This window comes from Candidatus Limnocylindrales bacterium, from assembly GCA_035626395.1.
Lineage (GTDB): Bacteria > Desulfobacterota > Binatia > UBA1149 > CAITLU01 > DASPNH01.
In genome coordinates this window covers 373,190-394,390 of the sequence record DASPNR010000002.1, presented here as the reverse complement: position 1 = coordinate 394,390, position 21,201 = coordinate 373,190, and the positions used below count along the sequence as shown (strand labels likewise).

18 protein-coding genes and 1 tRNA gene are annotated in these 21,201 nt (G+C 68.8%); 16 read left to right on the top strand and 3 right to left on the bottom strand.

Annotated features, from left to right (window positions below; translation table 11 throughout):
* Positions 1-118 precede the first annotated feature (118 nt).
* The 11 genes from VEC57_02140 (at position 119) to VEC57_02090 (ending at position 11,810) form a co-directional block, all read left to right on the top strand.
* Positions 119-793, top strand: a complete 675-nt coding sequence (locus VEC57_02140; GenBank protein ID HYB97910.1) for a site-2 protease family protein — start codon at positions 119-121, stop codon at positions 791-793.
* Complete coding sequence (gene trpS, locus VEC57_02135) at positions 790-1,806, top strand: tryptophan--tRNA ligase (GenBank protein HYB97909.1); 1,017 nt, start codon at positions 790-792, stop codon at positions 1,804-1,806. Before VEC57_02140 ends, trpS begins: the two co-directional genes overlap by 4 nt.
* Positions 1,806-2,648 (top strand): segregation/condensation protein A, encoded by an 843-nt coding sequence (locus tag VEC57_02130; protein HYB97908.1) that lies wholly within the window; start codon positions 1,806-1,808, stop codon positions 2,646-2,648. The genes trpS and VEC57_02130 overlap by 1 nt, the downstream gene beginning before the upstream one ends.
* Positions 2,645-3,445: an SMC-Scp complex subunit ScpB gene (gene scpB, locus VEC57_02125; protein HYB97907.1), complete on the top strand. Its 801-nt coding sequence runs from the start codon at positions 2,645-2,647 to the stop codon at positions 3,443-3,445. The genes VEC57_02130 and scpB overlap by 4 nt, the downstream gene beginning before the upstream one ends.
* A gap of 130 nt (positions 3,446-3,575) precedes the next feature.
* On the top strand, positions 3,576-4,316 hold the full coding sequence (locus VEC57_02120; protein ID HYB97906.1) for a pseudouridine synthase: 741 nt from the start codon (positions 3,576-3,578) through the stop codon (positions 4,314-4,316).
* Positions 4,317-4,320: 4 nt separating this feature from the next.
* On the top strand, positions 4,321-6,666 hold the full coding sequence (locus VEC57_02115; GenBank protein HYB97905.1) for a heavy metal translocating P-type ATPase: 2,346 nt from the start codon (positions 4,321-4,323) through the stop codon (positions 6,664-6,666).
* Positions 6,667-6,735: 69 nt separating this feature from the next.
* A tRNA-Met gene (locus tag VEC57_02110) sits at positions 6,736-6,812 on the top strand.
* A 201-nt stretch (positions 6,813-7,013) separates the two neighbouring features.
* Entirely contained in the window at positions 7,014-8,288 is a 1,275-nt protein-coding gene (locus tag VEC57_02105; GenBank protein ID HYB97904.1) for a DUF1329 domain-containing protein, read from the top strand.
* 302 nt (positions 8,289-8,590) lie between these two features.
* Positions 8,591-10,180 carry an SCP2 sterol-binding domain-containing protein gene (locus VEC57_02100; GenBank protein HYB97903.1) on the top strand — a complete coding sequence of 530 codons (1,590 nt, stop codon included), beginning with the start codon at positions 8,591-8,593 and terminating at the stop codon, positions 10,178-10,180.
* Positions 10,177-10,866, top strand: a complete 690-nt coding sequence (locus VEC57_02095) for a TetR/AcrR family transcriptional regulator (protein ID HYB97902.1) — start codon at positions 10,177-10,179, stop codon at positions 10,864-10,866. Before VEC57_02100 ends, VEC57_02095 begins: the two co-directional genes overlap by 4 nt.
* Positions 10,863-11,810 carry a tetratricopeptide repeat protein gene (locus VEC57_02090; protein ID HYB97901.1) on the top strand — a complete coding sequence of 316 codons (948 nt, stop codon included), beginning with the start codon at positions 10,863-10,865 and terminating at the stop codon, positions 11,808-11,810. The genes VEC57_02095 and VEC57_02090 overlap by 4 nt, the downstream gene beginning before the upstream one ends.
* 66 nt (positions 11,811-11,876) lie before the next feature.
* Here VEC57_02090 and VEC57_02085 read toward each other — a convergent pair whose 3' ends face one another.
* Complete coding sequence (locus VEC57_02085) at positions 11,877-12,716, bottom strand: SRPBCC family protein (GenBank protein HYB97900.1); 840 nt, start codon at positions 12,714-12,716, stop codon at positions 11,877-11,879.
* A gap of 177 nt (positions 12,717-12,893) precedes the next feature.
* Complete coding sequence (locus tag VEC57_02080) at positions 12,894-14,594, bottom strand: hypothetical protein (GenBank protein ID HYB97899.1); 1,701 nt, start codon at positions 14,592-14,594, stop codon at positions 12,894-12,896.
* A 51-nt stretch (positions 14,595-14,645) separates the two neighbouring features.
* Between VEC57_02080 and VEC57_02075 the strand changes: the two genes are divergently transcribed.
* From VEC57_02075 to VEC57_02065, 3 genes are all read left to right on the top strand, one after another.
* Positions 14,646-15,356 (top strand): SUMF1/EgtB/PvdO family nonheme iron enzyme, encoded by a 711-nt coding sequence (locus tag VEC57_02075; GenBank protein ID HYB97898.1) that lies wholly within the window; start codon positions 14,646-14,648, stop codon positions 15,354-15,356.
* Positions 15,357-15,535: 179 nt separating this feature from the next.
* Positions 15,536-16,711, top strand: coding sequence for an acyl-CoA dehydrogenase family protein (locus VEC57_02070; protein HYB97897.1), 1,176 nt, complete (start codon positions 15,536-15,538; stop codon positions 16,709-16,711).
* A gap of 14 nt (positions 16,712-16,725) precedes the next feature.
* Positions 16,726-17,841, top strand: coding sequence for an acyl-CoA dehydrogenase family protein (locus tag VEC57_02065; GenBank protein ID HYB97896.1), 1,116 nt, complete (start codon positions 16,726-16,728; stop codon positions 17,839-17,841).
* 107 nt (positions 17,842-17,948) lie between these two features.
* Here the strand turns inward: VEC57_02065 and moaA are convergent, their stop codons facing one another.
* Positions 17,949-18,992, bottom strand: coding sequence for a GTP 3',8-cyclase MoaA (gene moaA, locus VEC57_02060; protein HYB97895.1), 1,044 nt, complete (start codon positions 18,990-18,992; stop codon positions 17,949-17,951).
* A 168-nt stretch (positions 18,993-19,160) separates the two neighbouring features.
* On the opposite strand from moaA, the gene sufT reads away from it, so the two are divergent.
* Both sufT and VEC57_02050 read left to right on the top strand, forming a co-directional pair.
* Complete coding sequence (sufT, locus tag VEC57_02055; GenBank protein ID HYB97894.1) at positions 19,161-19,700, top strand: putative Fe-S cluster assembly protein SufT; 540 nt, start codon at positions 19,161-19,163, stop codon at positions 19,698-19,700.
* Between the two features lie 383 nt (positions 19,701-20,083).
* The gene (locus VEC57_02050; protein HYB97893.1) at positions 20,084-21,172 is read left to right on the top strand and encodes a 3-deoxy-7-phosphoheptulonate synthase; all 1,089 of its coding nucleotides are present in this window, start codon (positions 20,084-20,086) and stop codon (positions 21,170-21,172) included.
* The last annotated feature ends 29 nt before the right edge of the window (positions 21,173-21,201 follow it).

Below are 21,201 nucleotides of genomic sequence, written 5' to 3'. Positions count from 1 at the left end.
GGTGACGCCGCAACTTGCGCCACCGGCGTCGGTTTTGCGCAGATTTGCCGAGTTGCCGCCCCGTAGAGCCGCTGGTATGGCTCGGCACACGGTCTGCCGGCGGCAAGACCTGCACCTCATGCACTTCGATCCAGCGATGCTCGCCCTTTGGGTCGTGCCCTTTCTCATGGCCGTGGTGTTCCACGAATGGGCGCACGGCTTCGTGGCCAATCGTCTGGGCGACGACACCGCGGCGGTCGAAGGACGCCTGACGCTGAATCCGCTCGTGCACATCGATCCGCTAGGCACGATCCTGCTGCCGGGGCTGCTGCTGCTCAGCGGCGCCGGCTTCCTGTTCGGGTGGGCAAAACCGGTGCCGGTGGCCTTCCATCGCCTCAACAATCCGCTGCGCGACATGATCTATGTGGCCGCGGCGGGCCCCGGCATGAATCTGGCGCTGGCGTTCCTCAGCGCCGGCCTCCTGACGGCGGTGGCGTCGCTGTCCACGGGCGGCGCCGACGGCGGCGAGGGCAGCTTTCAGGTGGCCGAGCCGGTGGCGCTCATGTGCAAGATGAGCGTGCAGCTGAACGTCCTGCTGGCGGTTTTCAACATGCTGCCGATCCCGCCGCTGGACGGCGGGCGGGTGGCGGTCGGCCTGCTGCCGCGCCAGCTCGGCGAGTCGCTCGCGCAGGTTGAGCCGTACGGCTTCCTCATCGTTCTGACGCTGCTGCTGACCAACGTCCTGCATCGCGTGATCGATCCGGTCATGGGCCTCGTTTTCGGCGCCATCGGCCTCGTCTTCGGAACGTCGTGAACGGTCAGCCAGACAGCACGCAGGCAGCGGTCGCTCCGGCGGTCGTCGTCTCCGGCACCCGCCCGACCGGCGCGCTTCATCTGGGACACCTCAATGGTGCGCTCAAGAACTGGGTGGCGCTGCAGCAGAGGTCACGCTGCTTCTTCTTCGTTGCCGACTGGCACGCACTGACCACCGACTACGCCGATCCGAAGAATATCCGCCACAGCACCGGCGAGATGGTGCTGGACTGGCTGGCCGTGGGCCTGGACCCGCAGCGGTGCGTGATCTTCCGGCAGTCGCACGTGCGCGAGCACGCCGAGCTGCACCTGCTGTTCTCGATGATCATCCCGGTTCCGTGGCTGGAGCGCGTGCCCACCTACAAGGAGCAGCAGCAGCAGCTCGAAGGCCGCGACCTCTCCACCTACGGCTTTCTCGGCTATCCGTTGCTGCAATCGGCGGACATTCTGCTCTACAAGGCCGATGCCGTGCCGGTGGGCGAGGACCAGCTCCCGCACATCGAGCTTACGCGAGAGGTCGCGCGCCGCTTCAATCATCTCTACGGCAACGTCTTCCCCGAGCCCGCCGGCATGGTCGTGCAGGCGGCGCGCGTGCCCGGCACGGACGGGCGCAAGATGAGCAAGAGCTACGGCAACGCCGTCTCGCTCGGCGACGACGCCGACACGGTCTACAACAAGCTCGTCCGCATGATGACCGATCCGCGCCGCGTGCGGCGCACCGACGCCGGCGACCCGAAGGACTGTCCCGCGTTCCGCCTGCACGAGATCTATTGCACCGAGGAAGAGAAGGCCGAGCTGACCGTGGGCTGCCGCACCGCCTCCATCGGCTGCGTGGACTGCAAGAAGGTGATGATCAAGCACGTGATCGCCGAGCTGACGCCGATCCAGGAGCGACGCCGCCGGTTCGGTGAAAAACCGGGCACGGCCGAGGACGTGCTCGCCGACGGCTGCGCGCGCGCCACGCAGGTCGCCAAGGAGACGATGGCACAGGTGCGCGAGGCGATGGGGCTTTGATGGTCGCGCCTACCTACACGGTCAGGCTCAATGCCTTCGAAGGCCCGCTGGACCTGCTGCTGCACCTCGTGCGCACCAACGAGCTCGACATCTACAACCTGCCCATCGCGCAGATCACGGATCAGTACCTGGCCTACCTCGGCATGTTCGAGGAACTCAACCTCGACGTCGCGGGCGAATATCTCGTCATGGCCGCCTCGCTCATGTACATGAAGTCGCGTCTGCTGCTTCCACGCGACGACGAAGACGAGGAGGAGCAGGACGAGGAGGTCGCGGACCTGGTCCGCCAGCTCGCCGAATATCAGCGCTACCGCGAGGTGGCCGAAGAGCTGCGCGACCGCCTGCTCCTGGACCGCGACGTGTTCCGGCGCGCGCCCACGCCGCCCGAGCCCTCGGCCGACGATCAGCCGGCGCCGCTGCGCCGCCTCGAGCTGGCCGACCTGTTCGAGGCCCTGCGCCGCGTCCTGGCCAAGGCGGCCGCCCGCCGCCCGCACACGATCTCGGCCGAGCAGTACAGCGTTTCCGACGCTGTCCGCACGATGGTCGCACGGCTGCGCGAGAGCGGCCGTCTGGAGTTCCACGACCTGTTCGTGCACGAGGCGCCGCGCGGGCTGATCATCGCGACGTTCCTGGGCGTGCTCGAGCTGGCCAAGCTCGGCGTGCTGGTCGCGGAGCAGGAAGGCCGCTTCGGCCCCATCTACGTCACGCTGGTCGGCGACGACATCGATGAGACCATCGCCGATCTCACCGAGATGTACGGACCTGCCAGCGCGGCCATGCAGGGGCTGATCGCCGCCGGCAACGGCGAGGACGAGCAACCACCGAGCGAGCAGATGACGTGAGCGACGAGCAGGAAGTGCAGGAAGACGAGCTTTCCGGCCAGGAGCAGGGGACCGGCGGGTTGTGGCCGGTGGACCGGCTGCGTCCGGTGCTGGAGGCGCTGCTGTTCGCGTCCGGCGATCCGCTTCCGGCCAAGAGGGTCTGCGACATCGTCGAAGGCACCACCGTCGAAGAGGTCAAGGCCACCCTGCAGGATCTCTCGGTCGACCTGCTGACGCGCGGCATCCGTCTGGTCGAGGTGGCCGGCGGTTGGCAGCTTCGCACCGCGCCCGAGCACCAGCGCTACGTTCGCAAGCTGTTTCGCGAGCGGCCCCAGCGCCTGACGCGCGCAGCGACCGAGACCGTCGCCATCGTGGCCTACAAGCAGCCGGTGACGCGGATGGAGATCGAGACGGTGCGCGGCGTCGACAGCGGGGCGGTGCTGGAATCTCTCGTGGAGCGGCGCCTGGTCAAGGTGATCGGCCGAAAGGACGTTCCGGGCCGTCCGCTCGTCTACGCCACCACCAAGGAGTTCCTCGAGCTGTTCGGCCTGCGCAGCCTGCGCGACATGCCGACGCTGCCCGAGCTCGGCAGCGACTTCGAGCGGATGTCGGAGCAGGGCGGTTTCACCGAGGCAGAAAGCGCGCGTATCCTGCCGCTGGAGAACGACGATGCCGCAGCGGCCACCGGACAGGAAGGGAGCCAGCCCGCCGAAGGGACGCGCGAAGACATCGCCGCCGCAGAAGGCGAGGGCGACGAAGAGCGCGACGGTCAACAAGCCGGCGGCGGGCCAGGCCGCGCCGAAGAAGAAGAGGCCTGACCGCGGGCGCGCGCAGGCCGCTCCTGCCAGAAAGAAAACGACGGGTCGCGCCGGTGCTCCGCCGCGGTCGCGACCGAAGCCGTCTCGCACCGAGACTGCCGAGGCGGCCGCCGAGGGCGTCCGCGTTCACGTGCTGATCGCGCGCGCCGGTCTCGCGTCGCGGCGGCAGGCCGAGCAGCTCATCGAGGACGGCGAGGTCACGGTCAACGGACGCGTGATCACCGAGCCGGGCGCGCGCGCCGTTCCGGGGCGGGACCACGTCAAGGTGCGCGGCCGACTGCTTGGCAGTGAGCGTCCGCGCGAGTACTGGGCCTACCACAAGCCCGTCAACTGCGTGACGACGATGAAAGACCCGGAGGGCCGCTTCTGCATCGGCGACGTCGTCGAAGCCATCGGCGGACACGGGCTATTTCCAGTGGGTCGGCTCGATTACGCGAGCTCGGGGCTGCTGCTTCTGACCAACGACGGCGAGCTGGCGCAGCGTCTGACCCATCCCAGCTTCCACATCGAGAAGGCGTATGCGGTCAAGGTGAGCCCGGCACCCTCGCGCGAAATCATCGATCACCTGCGCTCGGGCGTTCGTCTGCGCGACGGTTACACCGGCCCGGCCTACGTGCGCGAAGTGGAGCGGCGCGGCTCGCAGACGGCATGGGTCGATGTGCGCATCCGCGAGGGCCGCAATCAGCAGGTGCGGCGAATGTTCGAGGCCTTCGGAATCCGCGTCGAAAAGCTGCGGCGCGAGGCGCTCGGTCCGCTCACGCTCGGCTCGCTGCCCACAGGCGACGCGCGCCGCTTGCGGCAGAGCGAGGTGGCCGCGCTCAAGGCCGCCGTCGGCATGGACGACGCAAGACGCTCCCGCGCGGTGCGCTGAGGCGATGGCCGGCGCCGATAAATTCGAGCTGACGCCCGAGAAGCCGCATCGCGATCCGGTCTGCGGCATGAGCGTGGCAGCCGATTCTCCGCGCCGACTCGAGCACGGCGGCACAACGTACTTCTTCTGCTCGGACAAATGCGCGGAGCGCTTTGGCGCCGATCCCGGCGCGTTCCTGGATCCGGAGCGCGTGGCGCGCGCGCAGCAGGAGCAGGCTGCGGCCGCTGCGGCAGGCGCCAGCTTCACCTGCCCCATGCATCCGGAAATCATCCAGGACGGCCCGGGCCCGTGCCCTCTGTGCGGCATGGCGCTGGAGCCGATGATGCCGAGCGCCGACGAAGACGACAGCGAGCTGCGCGACATGACCCGCCGCTTCGCGATCTCCGGCGTGCTCGCCGCGGCCGTGCTCGTGCTGGCGATGGGGCACATGCTGCCGCTCGGCTCTCTCGCGCATGCGCTGGCGGGGCGCTGGCGCGTGTGGACCGAGGCCGTGCTGGCCACGCCGGTGTGCGTGTGGGCCGCGTGGCCTTTCTATCAGCGCGCGGTGGCATCGGTGAGGGCGCGCAGCCTCAACATGTTCACGCTGATCGGCATCGGCGTTGCCGTGGCCTACGTCTACAGCCTCGTCGCCACCGCCGCTCCGGCGATCTTTCCGCGCGCGTTCCGCGACGAGCACGGCGAGGTCGGCGTCTACTTCGAGGCCGCCGCCGTCATCGTCGCGCTGGTGCTGCTCGGACAGGTGCTCGAGCTGCGCGCGCGCAGCCGCACCGGCGAGGCGATCCGCGCACTGCTTCGTCTGGCGCCGCAGACGGCGCGGCGGGTGTCCGGCGACGGCCAGGAAGAAGACGTGCCGCTTGCGCAGGTGAAGGAGGGCGACGTGCTGCGCATCCGTCCGGGCGAGAAGGTGCCGGTGGACGGCGTCGTCCTGGAGGGCTCCAGCTTCGTCGACGAGTCGATGATCAGCGGCGAGCCCGAGCCGGTGGAGAAGAAGGCGCAGGATCGCGTCGTCGGTGCCACCGTCAATGGCCGCGGCACGCTCCTCATGCGCGCCGAGAAGGTCGGCGGCGCGACGCTGCTCGCCCGCATCATCGACATGGTGGCGCAGGCGCAGAGAAGCCGCGCGCCCATTCAGCGTCTGGCGGACCAGGTGGCGGCATGGTTCGTTCCCGCCGTGCTGGTCGCCTCAGCCTTGGCCTTTGCCGCATGGGCGCTCTTCGGCCCGCCGCCGGCGATGGCGCATGCGCTGCTGAGCGCGGTCTCGGTGCTCATCATCGCCTGCCCGTGCGCGCTCGGTCTGGCCACGCCGCTGTCGATCATGGTGGCGATGGGACGAGGTGCCTCGGCCGGCATCCTGTTTCGCAACGCCGAAGCGATCGAGGCGCTGCGTACGGTGGACACGGTGGTCGTCGACAAGACCGGCACGCTCACTGCCGGCAAGCCGACGCTGGTGGCGGCCGAGCCGGCGCCGCCTCTGAGCGACAGTGATCTGATCGCGATGGCTGCGGCCGTCGAGCGCGGCAGCGAGCATCCGATCGCCGCCGCCGTCGTTGCTGCCGCGCGCGAGCGCGGCCTGGCGGTTCCGACGGCAGCGAACTTCGAGGCGATCGCCGGAAAGGGCGTGCGCGCGGATGTCGAGGGCGCCGAGCTGCTGCTCGGCAGTGCCGCGCTGCTCGCGGAGCGCGCGATCACGGTGCCTGCGCGCGTGCTCGAGCGCGCGAGCGAGCGGCGAGCTCGCGGCGAGACGGTGCTGTTCGTCGCGCGCCGAACGGAGCTCGTCGGCCTCATTGCCGTTGCCGATCCAGTCAAGACCGGCAGCGCCGAGGCCGTCGCCGCGCTTCGCGACCAGGGCGTGCACGTGGTCATGCTGACCGGCGACAACCGCACGACGGCCGAGGCCGTCGCGCGCGAGGTGGGAATCGACGACGTCGTGGCCGAGGTGCTGCCCGAAGAGAAACGCGATCACGTCGTGCGGCTGCAGGAGCAGGGCAGGCGCGTGGCCATGGCAGGCGACGGCATCAACGACGCGCCGGCACTGGCGCAGGCTCAGGTAGGCATCGCGATGGGCACGGGGACCGACGTGGCGATGGAGAGCGCCGATGTCACTCTGGTCAAGGGCGATCTTCGCGGCATCGCGCGCGCCCGGCGACTGAGCGCGGCGACCGTGGCCAACATCCGCCAGAACCTCTTCTTCGCGTTCGCGTACAACGCGCTGGGCATACCGGTGGCGGCGGGAGCTCTGTACCCGCTTTTCGGGTGGCTGCTCAGCCCCATGATCGCGGCTGCAGCAATGAGCTTGAGCTCGGTCTCCGTCATCGCCAACGCGCTGAGGCTGTCGCGCGTTCGGATCTGACCGCGAATCTGCCGCCTGTTTGCGCCGCCGTAAAGTTGACAACCTGTACCGCTGCACCTAATAGGCCTTCGCGGGGTGGAGCAGTCTGGTAGCTCGGCGGGCTCATAACCCGCAGGTCGAGGGTTCAAATCCCTCCCCCGCACCCAATCTTCTCCCTTGCTCGATGGCGAACGCAGCGGCCCGATGGGCTGGACCCGGCAGCGCAATCAGGCATAATTTCCAGGCTCGACGTTGCGGCCAGGCTGGTGTTGTCGAATGCGTGCTCGCTTGCGCGGCCTGCTTCGGCCATGTCTCCTATCGCGCCTCGGGCTTCACTTGGCCCGCTTAGCTTACGAGGAGGACCTGGCATGAAATCAACTTCGGCGGCCGCTCTCTCGCTTGGATTGATCGTCTCGGCACTCGCCGCTCCAGCCGTAGCTGCCGAAAATCCTGCGCCCGGCACCGTCATCGACCGCACCAACGTCGACAAGTACAAGGACTTCTTCGGCCCCGCGATGCTGTGGTCCATCGACCGCGGCGTCAAAGTCCGCGTCGGGCCGTACAAGAAGATCGAGCTTCCGCCGCCGGTGGCCGAGGCGACCGAAAAGTATTCGGCGCAGGTCAAGCTGTCCGCCGACGGCACGCACACCGAAAACTACGTGGCGGGCCTGCCTTTCCCCACCATCGCTCCGGACGACCCGCACAAGGCCGTCAAGCACATGTTCAACTACGAGGGCGCCATCGAGGTGGACGACCTCGACCTTCGCAACTTCGACTGCGACACGGGCGCCGTGGGCAGCGGCGGCGATCCGGTGCGCGTGGAGCGGCACTTCCTGATCGACCACTTCCGGCGTCTGTACTTCACCGGTCGTCTCGAAGTCGATCCCAAGCCGCGCCTCGAACCGAACCGTGACCAGGTTCGTTTCAAGGAAGCGCTGTATCCGCTGATCGAGCCGTTCGATCTGAAGGGCACCGGGTTCACCTTCAATCGCTATCTCGATCACACGCGCCAGGACGACAGCTGGCTGTACCTGCCGCAGCTTCGCCGCGTTCGCCGCCTGTCTTCGGCGCAGCGGTCGGACGCGCTGTTCGGTCAGGACACCGACCAGGACAGCTACGGCGGCTATGCCGGCAACATCGCCTGGATGAGCTGGAAGTTCCTCGGCGAGAAGACGATCCTCGGATCGTTCCATGCCGAGAAGCTGCCGGTGGTGTGGGGCGAGCCGTCGGGCGATTTCGTTCACGCCGACCTGTGGGAGCCGCGTGAGGTCTGGGTCGTCGAGGGCGTCTCCAAGCTGCCGCAGTACGCGTACAGCAAGCGCGTCATCTACCTGGACAAGGAGAGCTACTTCATCGCCTACTCCGACATCTACGATCAGGCGGGGGAGCTGTGGAAGATGTGGCTCAACGAGTTCAAGATCTCCAAGAAGCCGCGTGACGAGGCCGCATACGAGTTCCCGTACGAGCGCCGCTTCTTCCCGTCGATCACGATGATCGACATGCAGCTCGAGCACGTCACGTTCTGCGCTCTGCCTTCGCACCGATTCCCCGGCGAGCAGGGCTGGTACATCAACGTGGGCGAGAAGGAAGGCACGGTCGAGAGCTTCTTCGAGCTGTCGGCCATCATCGCTGCGGGGCGCTAGGTCCCGCGGATCGCAATGGCAGCGCCCGCCACACTACCCAGCGCTGCGCGCGGGTAGGGCGGCCGTGCAACTGCACCCGGAAGGGCCGCGACGGAGAACGTCGCGGCCCTTTTTCTTTTGCGCGCCGCCCGCCGCGCCGCCTTGACGCAACGGGTTCGGCCGCCGGCCCCGCGCCGCCTCGACCCGAAGGCTTTCACGCGAGCGCCGTGCGGCTTGGGAGACCGCCTCCGTGCGGGCCGCCGCGTTCCCTTGACGGGAATGGTTGCGGGCGGTACTTGAGGGCTACTCAAGTCGGAGGGCCCATGAAGCCAACCACGCACGCCGACTGGGCCTTCCCGTTTCCCGCGCCGGGCAAGCCCCGGCGCGAGCAGCCCGATCGCCTGCCGCCACGCACCGCCCACCTGTGGCCGTATCGCACCGTCGACCCCGGCGGGATCCGCGCCCGCGCAGTTCGAAGCCCCGTCGCGCTTGCCGATTTCAAGAAGGCGGTGCTCGGTTGGGCCGACGACGTCGGCGTGATCTCGATCGAGGATCCTGGCGTCGCGCACGAGCGCGACGAGGTGCTTTACGTCTACCCGCACGCACGCTCGCTGGTCTGCCTCATCGGCGAGGAGAACAAGGCGGCGATGCAGTCGCGCTACCTCCCCACCGCCAACCACGAGCTCTACTCGTGCGAGGAACGCATCTTCGCGATGGGGCACCGCACCGTCGGGTACATCCGCACGCTCGGAGGAGAGTCGCTGACGACGACGATCGGATGGCCGCAGGAGGTCAGCCAGCGCTGGGCCGACAAGATCTGGCCCCTCAGCCACAAGTTGGTGGCGCAGGCGGCGGGGCTGGGTGTGATCGGGACCAGCCGCAACTTCCTGCACAGGCGCTTCGGCGCCTACTGCCTCCTCGATACCGTCGTCACCAATCTGGAGTTCGACGCCTACGACTCGCCGCAGCCCTGGAACCCATGCCTGTCCTGCAACCTGTGCGTGGCCTCCTGTCCTACGCAGGCCATCAAGTCGGACGGCGATTTCGACTTCTTCGCCTGCTACAACCACACCTATCGCGACTCCATCCCCGGCTTCCTCGATCTCGTGCACGATCTTGCGCGGGGCAGCCGCAGGCGTTTCTGGAAGCGGTGGACCAACGCCGAGCTGGCCGCGCTGTGGCAGGCAATGGCGTTCAAGGTGGAGTATCGCTGCTTCAACTGCGTGGCGACGTGTCCGGCCGAAATTCATACCGATTTCCACGAGGACCGCGGCGTGCGGCGGCTGTATCTGGAGGAGACGCTCAAGCCCCTGACGCAATGCCGCAGCCGCGACGAGGAACAGTTCGTCATCGACACTCCGGCCGCGCGCGCGAAGTACGACATCGCGCCGGGACAGTGGCGCACGCCGACGCACGCGGGCAAGCCGGTCTCCCAGACGGTGCGCCTGGTGCCGTTGCAGCGCGTGTGCTCGCTGGACGTCGATTCGATGATGCGCAACATGCCGCACTTCTTCCGAAGCGATGAGGCCGCTGGAATGGATTTCACGTGCCAGTTCGATTTCCGCGAGCCGGGCGCCGGTCAGTGGGTGATGCGAGTGCAGGACGGGCGCTGCCAGATCCGCACCGGTACGAGCGAGCATGCCGATCTGACCATTCGCGCTCGCGGCGAGGTGTTCCTGCAGATCCAGCAGGGCGTGCGCAGCGCTCCATGGGCGCTGCTGACGGGCCAGGTCGTCCTGCGCGGGCACAAGGCGCTGTTCCTGCAGTTCCCGCGCATCTTCGCGCTGGAGACGGGCGAGTCATGGCGGCATCGCCTGGCGTGGATGGTGCGCCGCACGCTGCGGCGGGTGCGAGCGGCTCGCGCGCGTCGCCGCGACGCGCGCACGACGCCAGCGCGGCAAGCGCGACCATGAGCGCATCCCCGGCCAGAGGCGACGCGCGCGCGCGACGGCCACGTCGCGCGGGTGCATCGTGGCAGAAGGATCCGCAGGGACGCCGCGAGCGCGTGCTGGCGGAAGCGGCGCGGCTGTTCGCCCGCAACGGCTATGCGGCAGTGACGACCGGTCAGATCGCGGCGGCGGCCGGCGTGGCCGAGGGCAACGTCTTTCACTACTTCGGCTCCAAGCAGAACCTGCTGTGCGAGGTGGGCGCGCGGTGGGGCCGCGACTTTGCCGCCGCGATGTTCGAAGGCGTCGAGCCTGCCGCGAGCCGGGCGATCATCGACGGGATGGTGCGGCGCGCGTTCGCGTTCGTGGAGGCGAGCCACGGCGGCTTCGGCCTGTTCCTGCTCAGCAGCCACGCCGCACTCGGCCCTGCCGTGCACGCAGCCAACCGGCGCGCGGTCACGTCGGAGGTCGAGCGTGTGCTCGAGCAGTGGTCGGCGCTCGGGCTGGTGCACGTCGGAGATGGGCGCATCGTTGCCGAGCTGCTCTTCGGCCTCGTGGAGGCGGCGCTGCGGGCATGCTTCGTCGATCGCATCGACGGCGAGGATGCCGATGGACGTTCGGATGCCGGCACCGGGCGTCGAGCGCGCCGCGTGGAGGCCTACATTGCCGAGGTCGTGACGGCCATGGTTCGGATCCTCGAGCTGCCTGCATGAGCAGCGTTCCACCGCACGAGCGCGAGCCGGACTTGCCGGCTGCCAGCGAACGATCCACGGCCGAGCAGAGCGCTGCGCAAGGCGAACCAGAAACGGCCGAGCGCGCGCTCGAGCGGGCGACGGCCGAGCTGTCGGCCGGCCGCGAGGTCGCGGCGGCGGCGATCTTCTCCCAACTGGCCGAGCGCGGGAACGTGCAGGCGCAGGCGATGCTCGGGTACCTGCTCGAGCGCGGCCAGGGCGTCGAGCGCGATCCGGCGGCCGCTCGCCAATGGTACGACCGCGCTGCGGGCGGCGGCGATGCGGTCGCGCGCTACAACCTGGCGGCCATGCTGCTGGAAGCGCGCGGCGGACGGCGCGATGTCGAGCGCGCAGTCGAGCTCTGCCGCCTGTCGGCGGAGCAGGGGCTCGTGCAGGCCCAGCTGCTGCTGGCCCGACTCCTCTGCATCGGCCGGGGCCTGCGGCCCGACGCGGCCGCTGCCAGGACCTGGCTGCAGCGCGCGGCCGAGCAGGGCAGTGCCGAGGCCGAGCTCGGTCTGGGCGTGCTCTACGAGCGCGGCGTGGGCGTGGCGCGTGACGCCGCGAAAGCCGCCGAGCACTACGCTCGTGCGTGCGACGGCGGGAATGTTCAGGCGACCTTCAACCTGGCTCTCGCTCTCGAGAGCGGCTCCGGCGTCGAGCGTGACGAGGGTCGCGCGCGTGAGCTGTATCGGCGCGCCGCCGATGCCGGCATCCCCCAGGCGCAGCACAATCTCGCGCTGATGCTGGGCGAGGGGCGCGGCGGCCAGCGTGATTCGCTGCGCGCCTACGTCTATGCGGCGCTGGCGGCCGATGCCGGCGTTGCCCATGCCGCGGCGCTGCGCGAGCGCATCGCGCGCTCGTTGCGGCTCGGCGAGCTGGCCCGGGCACGCGCGCTGCTCGAGCAGACCATCAAACGACCGTCTTGAGCTGTCCCCGGTCTTTGGCTGGCGTCTACTTCGTTGTCTACGAGGCGCCGATCTCGAGCGCTGCCGCTAGTGCTTGCCGAGCTTGAAGACCGAGCCCCATCCGCCGCGTTCCTTTCCCGGCTGGCGCGTGTCGGCCGGCGTGGCCCAGTCAGCGGACTCCATCACGCGCTTGAGCGTCTGAAGGTCCTCCTCGATCTGCTGTCCGGGCTCTTCGCCGAAGAGCCTGGCCACGGCGGCTCCGACCAGGCCGGCAGGCGGATCGTACTTGAGATAGACGCGGACGCAGGTCGCCCCGACCTGCGCGCTCGGCTCGAAATGGACGCTGCCGGCGTGATCGACGTCCGACCCCGGCAGCGATCGCCACGCGATCATCTCGTTCTCCTTCTCGTTATAGACCTCGGCCTGCCAGTGGAAGGAGGTGCCGGCCGGGCCCGTCGCCGTCCAGTGCGAGACGCCATCGGGATCGACGTGCACCGACTCGAGGTGATCCATGAAGCGCGGCAGGTTCTCGAAGTTGCGCCAGAATCGGTAGAGCTCCTCCGGCGAGCGTTCGATGACGATGCTGCGCTCGACCTTGATGCCGAGGCGATCGGGAACCGCCACGTTGTAGGGCCGCGGGCCGAGGTCGGCGGTGGTGATGCGCAGCTTCTGGTAGATCATGCAGTGGCCGGTGGCGCCGCGCTGGAGGAGCGCTCCACCGAGCAGTCCGAACGGGACGCCCGAGCGCCGCCCTCGCGCGACCTGCGACAGGCCGTAGATGGCCAGCGCGCCTCCGCCCACGATGGAAAGCAGCCGGTCGAGGCCGCCGACGTTGATGTCCTTGCTGGACGGCTGGTGACTGGTGTGGCTGGCGCGATTCTCGGAAAAATCCTCGTTGCGGACGTCCGCTTCCATCACTTGTGCCATGACCTCATCGCTCCTTGGACTCTGAAGATGATCCCTTGCGGGCAGTCGTGCGGATGCACGCGCGTACACCTCGCGCGACCGGCGCCGCCGCGGGTACATCGCATATTGTGCACGGCTCCGACGCGGACAGCATCGCCATTCGCCGGCTTCGACGTGGAATGCGGCGCAGCTTAGGGATCAGTGCGGCACAGTCGAGGCATCGGCGTCACCCGCCTGCACCGAAGGCGTGGTCGGTTCGCCGCGCAGCTCGTCGATGCGCGCCCGCGCGGTCGCGCGCACTTCCTCGTCGATGTCCTCTCGCGCGATCGTCTCGAGCGTCGCCAGCGAGCCCAGTCGGCGCGCGGCGGCGGCGCGAACCTTGGGCGAAGAGTCCCAGCGCGCGCGATTGGCCAGCAGCTCGGCATCGTGGAGACGCCGGACGGCTTCGCGCCGCACGCCCCAGTCCTCGTCGTTCTTGGCACGGTTGGCCAGGATCGCTTCGTCATCGAGTCTGGCGACGGCGGCTTTTCGCACCTGCCACGCCTTGTCCCACCGCGCGCGGTGAGCGAGGAGCGTGGGCTCGCGGGACGCGACAACCGCAGCCCGACGCACCTCCCACGAGTCGTCGTTGCGAGCGGCTTCGGCCAGGATCGCCTCGTCGCGAAGATGCGCGAGCGCCGCCTCGCGCACCTGCCAGGCCGGATCGCGACGCGCAAGAGACGCGAGCACCCCTGGATTGCGCACCTTTCGGGCTGCCGCCGCGCGCACCTGCCAGTGGCGGTCCTGCAGCGCCAGGACGTCGAGCAGCGTGACGTCGTCGAGACGGCGGACGGCATCGGCGCGTGCGTCGGCGTGCTCGCCGTCGCGGACGATGGCCAGCATCAGCGCCTTGCTGCGAATCCTGCGCAGGGCGGCTCGCCGCACCAGATGATCCGCGTCGTGCTGGGCCCGATCGACGAGAACGGCCGGATCGTCGACGCGCGCAATGGCGGCGCGCCGCACGTCCGAATGCGGAGAGCGGCTGACGACGTCGGCGAGCAACGCCGGATCGTCGATGCGGTCGAGAGCGCGGCGGCGAAGCGCCGGGTCGCGGTCTTCGCTCGCCACGTGCGCAAGTGCGACAGGATCGACGAGGTTGGCAACGGAGGCGGCACGCACCTCGTCTTCGACATCGGCCCCGGTCAGTCCTGCCAGCAGTCCCTGCTCGCGAACGCGCTCGGCGGCCGCGCGCCGCACTTCGAGATGCGCCGCGCCGGCCGCTACCCGTGCAATCAACGTTTCGTCGGCGATTCGCTTGACCGCCAGCCGGCATACGAGCGGACTGGCATCCGACAATGCGATGCGCAGCAGGATGCCCGGGTCTTCGAGCTCCTTGACCGCCGCCTTGGCGACGACGACGTCGCGAGCGCCCGTGGCCACCCGCATCAGCAACTCGGGGTCGCGCAGACGACCGAGGGCAAGCTGCGCGACGTCACGGTCGCGTGCCTGCTCGGCGATCTCCGCCAGCAAGGCCGGCGACTGCACCCGCTTCGTGGCCAGGCGTGCGGTTTCGGGCAGACAGGCGCGCGTGGCCACCGTGGCCAGCAACGGTTCGGCACGGATGCCGGTCAGCGCCGCGCGTGCCGTTGCCGCTTCGGTGGCATCGACGGCCGCGCGTGCGAGCGTCTCTTCTGCATCGGCTGCATCCTGCGTGGTTTGTGCGCCCGGTGAAGGCTCGGCATCGGCGCGCAACTGCTGGGATGGGAGCGCATCGGGCCCATCCGGCGGCGTTGGAGCATCCGAGAACCCTGGCTCGGGCTGGAATTCCGGCGGTCGCGGCTCGACTCTGGCGCGGTCCCCGCTAGCCTGTCCGGACGTGTTCGCGCGCGGCCGGCGCTTCCACCAGTCCCACAGTCCCATGAAGGGATTGTACCGCCGCGTCGCCGCCATCATAGGGAGAGTGCGTCCGTCATGAGAATGTTCCGCGTCGCTGCGTGCTGCGTCTTGACCCTGACCTCGACGGCTGCCCTCGCTGCCGAAAAGGGCAGCCGGTGGGTGGTCCATCCCACGCAGCCTTTCGAGATCCTTTCCACCGAGGCCACCGTCGCCGACTTCCAGGCCTGCGTGAAGGCGGGCAAATGCGATGCGGCCGCCGTCGACAGCCAGTGCAACGTCTCCGATCCCGCCAAGGCGCAGCACCCCGTCAACTGCATCAATCACGGCGGCGCCACGGCGCTGTGCGAACATCTCGGCGGCCGCCTCTGCAGCAGCACCGAGTGGCTGGCCGCGTGCCGCGGCGGCGAGGACCGCGCGTTTCCCTACGGCGCGGCCTTCGAGCCCGCCGCGTGCCAGACCGGTTCCTATGAACATGCGGCTGCCGGCGGCCGCGGCACCGTGCCCGCGGGCAGCATGAAGGACTGTCAGGGCGGGATTCCGGGGCTGTTCGACATGAGCGGCAACGTCAGCGAGTGGGTTTCGGACTGCAACGGCACCTACTGCAAGTTCCGGGGCGCGGCCTACGCGGGCAACGAGCCCGTCGAGTACTTCGCCGGCTGCGGCGACGTCTGCTCCGGCAACGAGAACACCCTGCAGTCGGGCACCGTCGGCGTGCGCTGCTGCCGTGACAGGGCAGGCGACAAGGCCGCCGGGCAGGCGGCCAGGAAGACGGCCGAGAAGAAGTAGCGGCCGCAAAAACCGCGCTCAGACTGCGGAATTTTGGCCGTTTTGTAACCGGTTCTAGTTTCGCGCATAACCTCGTCCGTTCGGCGGGCGGCGCCGGCCGGCCAGCAGGCTCGGCGCGGCGGCGTTCGAGCACGGTATCCGACGAGGGCGCGACGGCGTGCCTCGCAGCGAGGTGACGCATGCATTTCGACCTCAGTCCCGAGCATCGAGCCCTGCGCGACGAGCTGCGCCGCTACTTCGAGCAGCTCATGACTCCCGACCTGGTCGAGGAAGTCGCGCACAGCGAGGGCGGAGGCCCGTTGTTTCGCGAGGCGCTCAAGAAGATGGGCCGCGACGGGTGGCTCGGTGTGGGCTGGCCCAAGGAGTACGGCGGGCGCGGCCTCGGACACATCGAGCAGTTCCTGTTTGCCGACGAGGCGCAGCGCGCGTTCTTCCCTTTCCCCTTCCTGACGCTCAACACCGTCGGCCCCACGCTCCAGCAGTACGGAAGCGAAGAGCAGCGCCGCGAATTCCTGCCGCGCATCCTTGCCGGTGAGTGCCTGTTTGCCGTCGGCTATTCGGAGCCGGATGCCGGAACGGACCTGGCTTCGCTCAAGACGCGCGCGGTGCGCGACGGCGACGACTGGGTCATCAACGGACAGAAGCTGTGGACGAGCCTGGCCGATTTCGCCGACTACATCTGGCTGGCGGCGCGCACCGATCCCGACGCGCCCAAGCACGCCGGCATCTCGATGTTCATCGTGCCCACCGACAGCCCCGGCTTCGGCATCACGCCCATCCGCACCATCGGCAGCGTGCGCACCAACGCCACGTTCTACGACAACGTGCGCGTGCCGGCCTCGGCGCTGGTAGGAGGTGAGGGCAACGGATGGAGCCTGATCGTCAACCAGCTCAACCACGAGCGCGTTTCGCTCATGAGCGTCGGCATCATCGGGCGCCTGTTCGAGGAGACGGTGGCGTGGGCGCGCGAGAAGCGCCTGGCCAACGGCAGCCGCGTCCTCGACATTCCCTGGGTTCGCCACAATCTGGCTCGCACCGAGGCCAAGCTCGAGATCCTGCGCCTCCTCAACTGGCGGCAGGCCTGGAACATGGAGAACGGCACCTTCAACTTCGCCGAGGCCTCCACCGTCAAGGTCTTTGGCAGTGAGTTCTACATCGAAGGCTACAACCTGATGCTCGAGGTTCTCGGCGCCGCCGGCACCATCCGGCGCGACTCGCCCGAAGCGCTGCTCGGCGGCCGCATCGAGCGCATGTACCGCTCGATGCTCATCCTGACCTTCGGCGGCGGCACCAACGAAATCCAGCGCGACATCATCGCCATGGCCGGTCTGGAGATGCCGCGCTCGCTGCGCTGAGCAAGGAGAACGAGATGGACTTCGCCTACAGCGCCGACCAGGAAGACATCCGCACCGTTGCCGAAAAGATTTTCGCCGATCTGTGCGCGCCCGAGCGGCTGCCGGATTTCGAGAAGGCGACCGAGCATTTCGACACGCGCCTGTGGAGCGAGCTGGCCAAGGCCGGCCTGCTCGGGGTCGCGCTGCCGGCGGAGCTCGGCGGCATGGGCTTCGGCATCGCCGAGCTTGCCGTGCTGCTCGAGCAGGCCGGCCGCTTCGTCGCGCCCGTGCCGCTGCTACCGACGTTGATGCTCGGCGCCGCGCCCGTCCTGCAGCTCGGCAGCGACGCGCAGCGCAGGCGGCTGCTGCCGCGGGTGATCCGCGGCGAGGCCGTGCTGACGGCGGCGCTCATCGAGCCCGACTCGCGCGATGCGCTGGAGCCGAACACCCGCGCCGAGGTGCGGGGCGAGGGCTTCGTGCTCGACGGCATCAAGACGTGCGTGCCGGCGGCGCGCGTGGCGGAGCGCATTCTGGTGCCGGCGAGGCTCGGCAACGGCTCGGTGATCGTCGTCATGGTCGCGCCGGACGCGCTCGGCGTGACGCTGGAGGCGCAGGAGGTCACCACGGGAGATATCCATCACCGGGTGACGCTGCAGGGCGTCGTCGTCGACGCCGACGACGTTCTTGCGGGCCCGGGCAGTGGAAGCGCCGCGCTGCAGTGGATGGTGGAACACGCCATCGCCGGGCTTTGCGCAATGGAGCTCGGCGTGGCGGAGCGGGCGCTGCGGATGACGGCGAAGTATACGGCCGAGCGCAAGCAGTTCGGCAAGGCCATCGCCACCTTCCAGGCCGTCGCGCAGCGCGCGGCCGACGCCTACATCGACGTCGAGGCCATCCGCCTGGCGACGTGGCAGGCCGTATGGCGGCTGTCGGCGGGTTTGCCCGCGACGCGCGAGCTGTCGATCGCGAAGTTCTGGGCCAGCGAAGGTGGCCAGCGCGCCTGCTACGCCGCGCAGCACCTGCACGGCGGCATCGGCGTCGACAAGGACTATCCGCTGCATCGGTACTATCTGCTGTCGAAGCAGATCGAGCTGACGCTCGGCGGGGCGCAGGAGCATCTCGAGAAGCTGGGGGAACGACTCGCTTCCTAGAGACGTCGCCACGCCCGGCGACCACCTGACGGGCCGGCGTTCTGCTTCTGCCGTTTTGGAGCGGCCCGCCGCGCGCCGTAAGCTCGGTGCGCGCGTGCTTCGCGGTCTCAGCCGCCGAGCTGGAACATCTGGATTTTTTCGCGGGGTCGCGCGCGTGCCTCGAACCGTTCTTCGGAGTAGCGATCGGTTCGCGCGGTCCAGACCTTTTGCAGCAGGGCGCGCAGCTCATCGTCGCTGGCGCCGCTGCGCAGCGGTGCGCGCAGGTCGGTGCCGCCGGAGGCGAACAGGCAGGTGACGAGCTTGCCGTCGGTGGTCAGACGGGCGCGCGTGCAGTCGCCGCAGAACGGCTGGGTCACCGAGGCGATGATTCCGATCTCGCCAGCGCCGTCCACATACCGCCAGCGTCGCGCGACTTCCCCTCGGTAGCTGGCTTGGACGGGCTCGAGAGGGAAGTGGGCTGCGATGCGCTCGACGATCTCGGCAGCGCTGACGACGTCGGCGGCATCCCAGCGATTGAGCGTGCCGACGTCCATGTATTCGATGAAGCGCAGGATGTGGCCGCTGCCGCGGAAGTGTCGCGCCAGGTCGACGATCGTGTGGTCATTGACGCCGCGCTGCACCACGCAGTTGATCTTGATCGGCGACAGACCCGCGGCACGGGCCGCTTCGATCGCATCCAGAACGATCCCGGGCTTTGCATCGCGGCCCGCCATGCGGCCGAAGACTTCTTCATCCAGGCTGTCGAGGCTGATGGTGATGCGACGAAGCCCCGCAGCCGCCAGCGCCGCAGCCTGCTCGGAGAGCAGCACGCCATTGGTCGTCAGCGTCAGGTCGGCCACTCCCTCGATTCCCGACAAGCCCTCGATCAACGAGGCCAGGTCGGCGCGCACCAGCGGCTCGCCTCCGGTCAGACGGATCTTGACCGCGCCCGACTCCACGAACAGGCGCGTCAGCCGGACGATCTCCTCGAAACTGAGCAGCTCCTCGCGTGGGAGGAAACGGTAGCGCTCACCATAGACCTCGGCCGGCATGCAGTAGGGGCAGCGGAAGTTGCAACGGTCGGTGACGGAGATGCGAAGGTCGCGCAGCGGCCGGCCGCGTGTATCCAGGGTGGGTTGGCGCTCGGACGCGGCGCTGCCTCGGTCGCGCATGGCGCATCATGGTCACGGCCGCCGTGCGAGTCCATTGCGCCGGCCGGTCGTGCGGACGCCGACGCGCGGCTTGTCGGCCGGCGAGGGCGGGTCTATGGATGGGGCGGAAGAGACGAGCGAGCCGCTGCGTCGCCATCGCGTCGCGCCGGCCCGTCAAAGGGAGCCGCGATGGAACGATTGGATCTGACGCGAGACACGCAAGCCGTTCGCATCCCGATGGGCGATCGGATCGAGCTCGCCAAGGGCACCGAGGTCTACGTTACGCAGTCGCTCGGCGGATCCTTCACGGTGCAGGCGCCGGCCTACGGAGGGCTGTTCCGGATCGCAGGCCTGGACGCCGACGCACTCGGCAAGGATGTTCCCGAGGAAGCGCGCGTGCTTGCCAGCGGGGAGGGGCCCATCGAGGACCTCGTCACCGCCGCGCTGCGCACCTGCTACGACCCCGAGATTCCCGTCAACATCGTCGATCTCGGTCTGGTCTACGACACCCGCATCACCGAAGCCGGCGAAGGCAGATACCGCGTCGACGTCAAGATGACCCTGACCGCAACCGGTTGCGGAATGGGGACGTCGATTGCCGGCGATGCGGAGGAGAAGCTGCGCTCGATACCGAGCGTGGCCGAGGCGCACGTTGGCATCGTGTGGGACCCGCCCTGGAACCCGCAGATGATTTCGGAGGAAGGCCGCCGCAAGCTCGGCATCGGCTGAGCGAGCGACGGATACGCCTTCCAAGCGGATCCGACACTCGCTCGATGCGATGCAGGCTATGTCGCACTCCCGAGCCGTCTTCGATGTCCGGCTCCGTCCTGCTCCTTCGGGTGGGCTGATTCGCGTTCCGATGTCGCAACGAGCGCTTGCCGGCCCGTGGACCGTCGGCTATGGTCCGGCCAGGCGAACGCGCATGAACCCGAAGACCTCCATCTTCTTTTGGTACTTTAGCCTCTGGAGAGCTCCCGGGCCGACCCCCTGCGCGTAAACGGCAAAGCATCCTTGCCGCGAGACGCGGAAGACGAGCCCCGGGAGATGACCTCCCGGGGCTTTTTCTTTTTCGGCTCGCGGCTCGGCCGACGGACGAGAAGGCGAGACAGGCGATGAAAGAGACATTGGAAGACATCAACGTGATCGGGACCAAGCCACTGCGCCCGCCAAGGGACCTCAAGAAGGAGCTGCCGCTGAGCGAGCGGGCGGCCGAGGTGGTCGCGCGCACGCGCAAGGAGCTGCGTGACATCATTCACGGCCGTGACGCCCGGCGCCTGGCGGTCGTGGTGGGACCGTGCTCCATCCACGATCCCGAAGCGGCGCTCGAATATGCCGCCAAGCTCGGCGCAATCCGCGACCGCATGCGTGATGAGCTGCTCATCGTGATGCGGACCTACTTCGAAAAGCCGCGCACCACGGTTGGATGGAAGGGCCTGATCAACGATCCGGATCTGGACGGATCGTGCGACATCGAGCGGGGCCTGGAGCTCGCGCGCAGCCTGCTGCTGGAGATCAACGAGCTCGGCGTCCCGTGCGGCACCGAAGTGCTCGATCCGGTCACACCGCAGTACGTTGCCGACGTGGTCTCGTGGGCGGCCATCGGCGCGCGGACCACCGAAAGCCAGACGCACCGCGAGATCGCCAGCGGCCTTTCGATGCCCGTCGGATTCAAGAACGGCACCGACGGCGGCCTCGACGTCGCGCTCAACGCCATGATCTCGGCGCGCCATCCCCACAGCTTCCTCGGCATCAACGCCGACGGCGTCACCGCAGTGATGAAGACGCGCGGCAATCGCGACCGCCACATCGTCCTGCGCGGCGGCGGCGGACGCACCAACTACTCGGCCGCCGACATCGCGGCCGCTGCCGATCTGGTGGCATCCGAGGGCGTGGCTCGGCCGGTGATGGTGGACTGCTCGCACGGCAACTCGAGCAAGGACCCGGCGCGGCAGACCGCGGTTGCGCGCGACGTCCTCGCCACGATGCAAGGGGGCGAGGGCCGCGTGATGGGACTGCTGCTGGAAAGCAACCTGTTCCCCGGGCGCCAGGACTGGAAGGTCTCCGGCAGGCTCTCCTACGGCGTGTCCATCACCGACGCCTGCATCGGGTGGGAGGAGACGGCCGCTCTGCTCGAGGAGCTGGCGCTGTCGCTGGGCGCGCAAGGGGAGACGGCAAGACGCGCCGCGACGGCACGAAGATAGCGCGAAACAATGGGAGAAAGCGCGTTGTG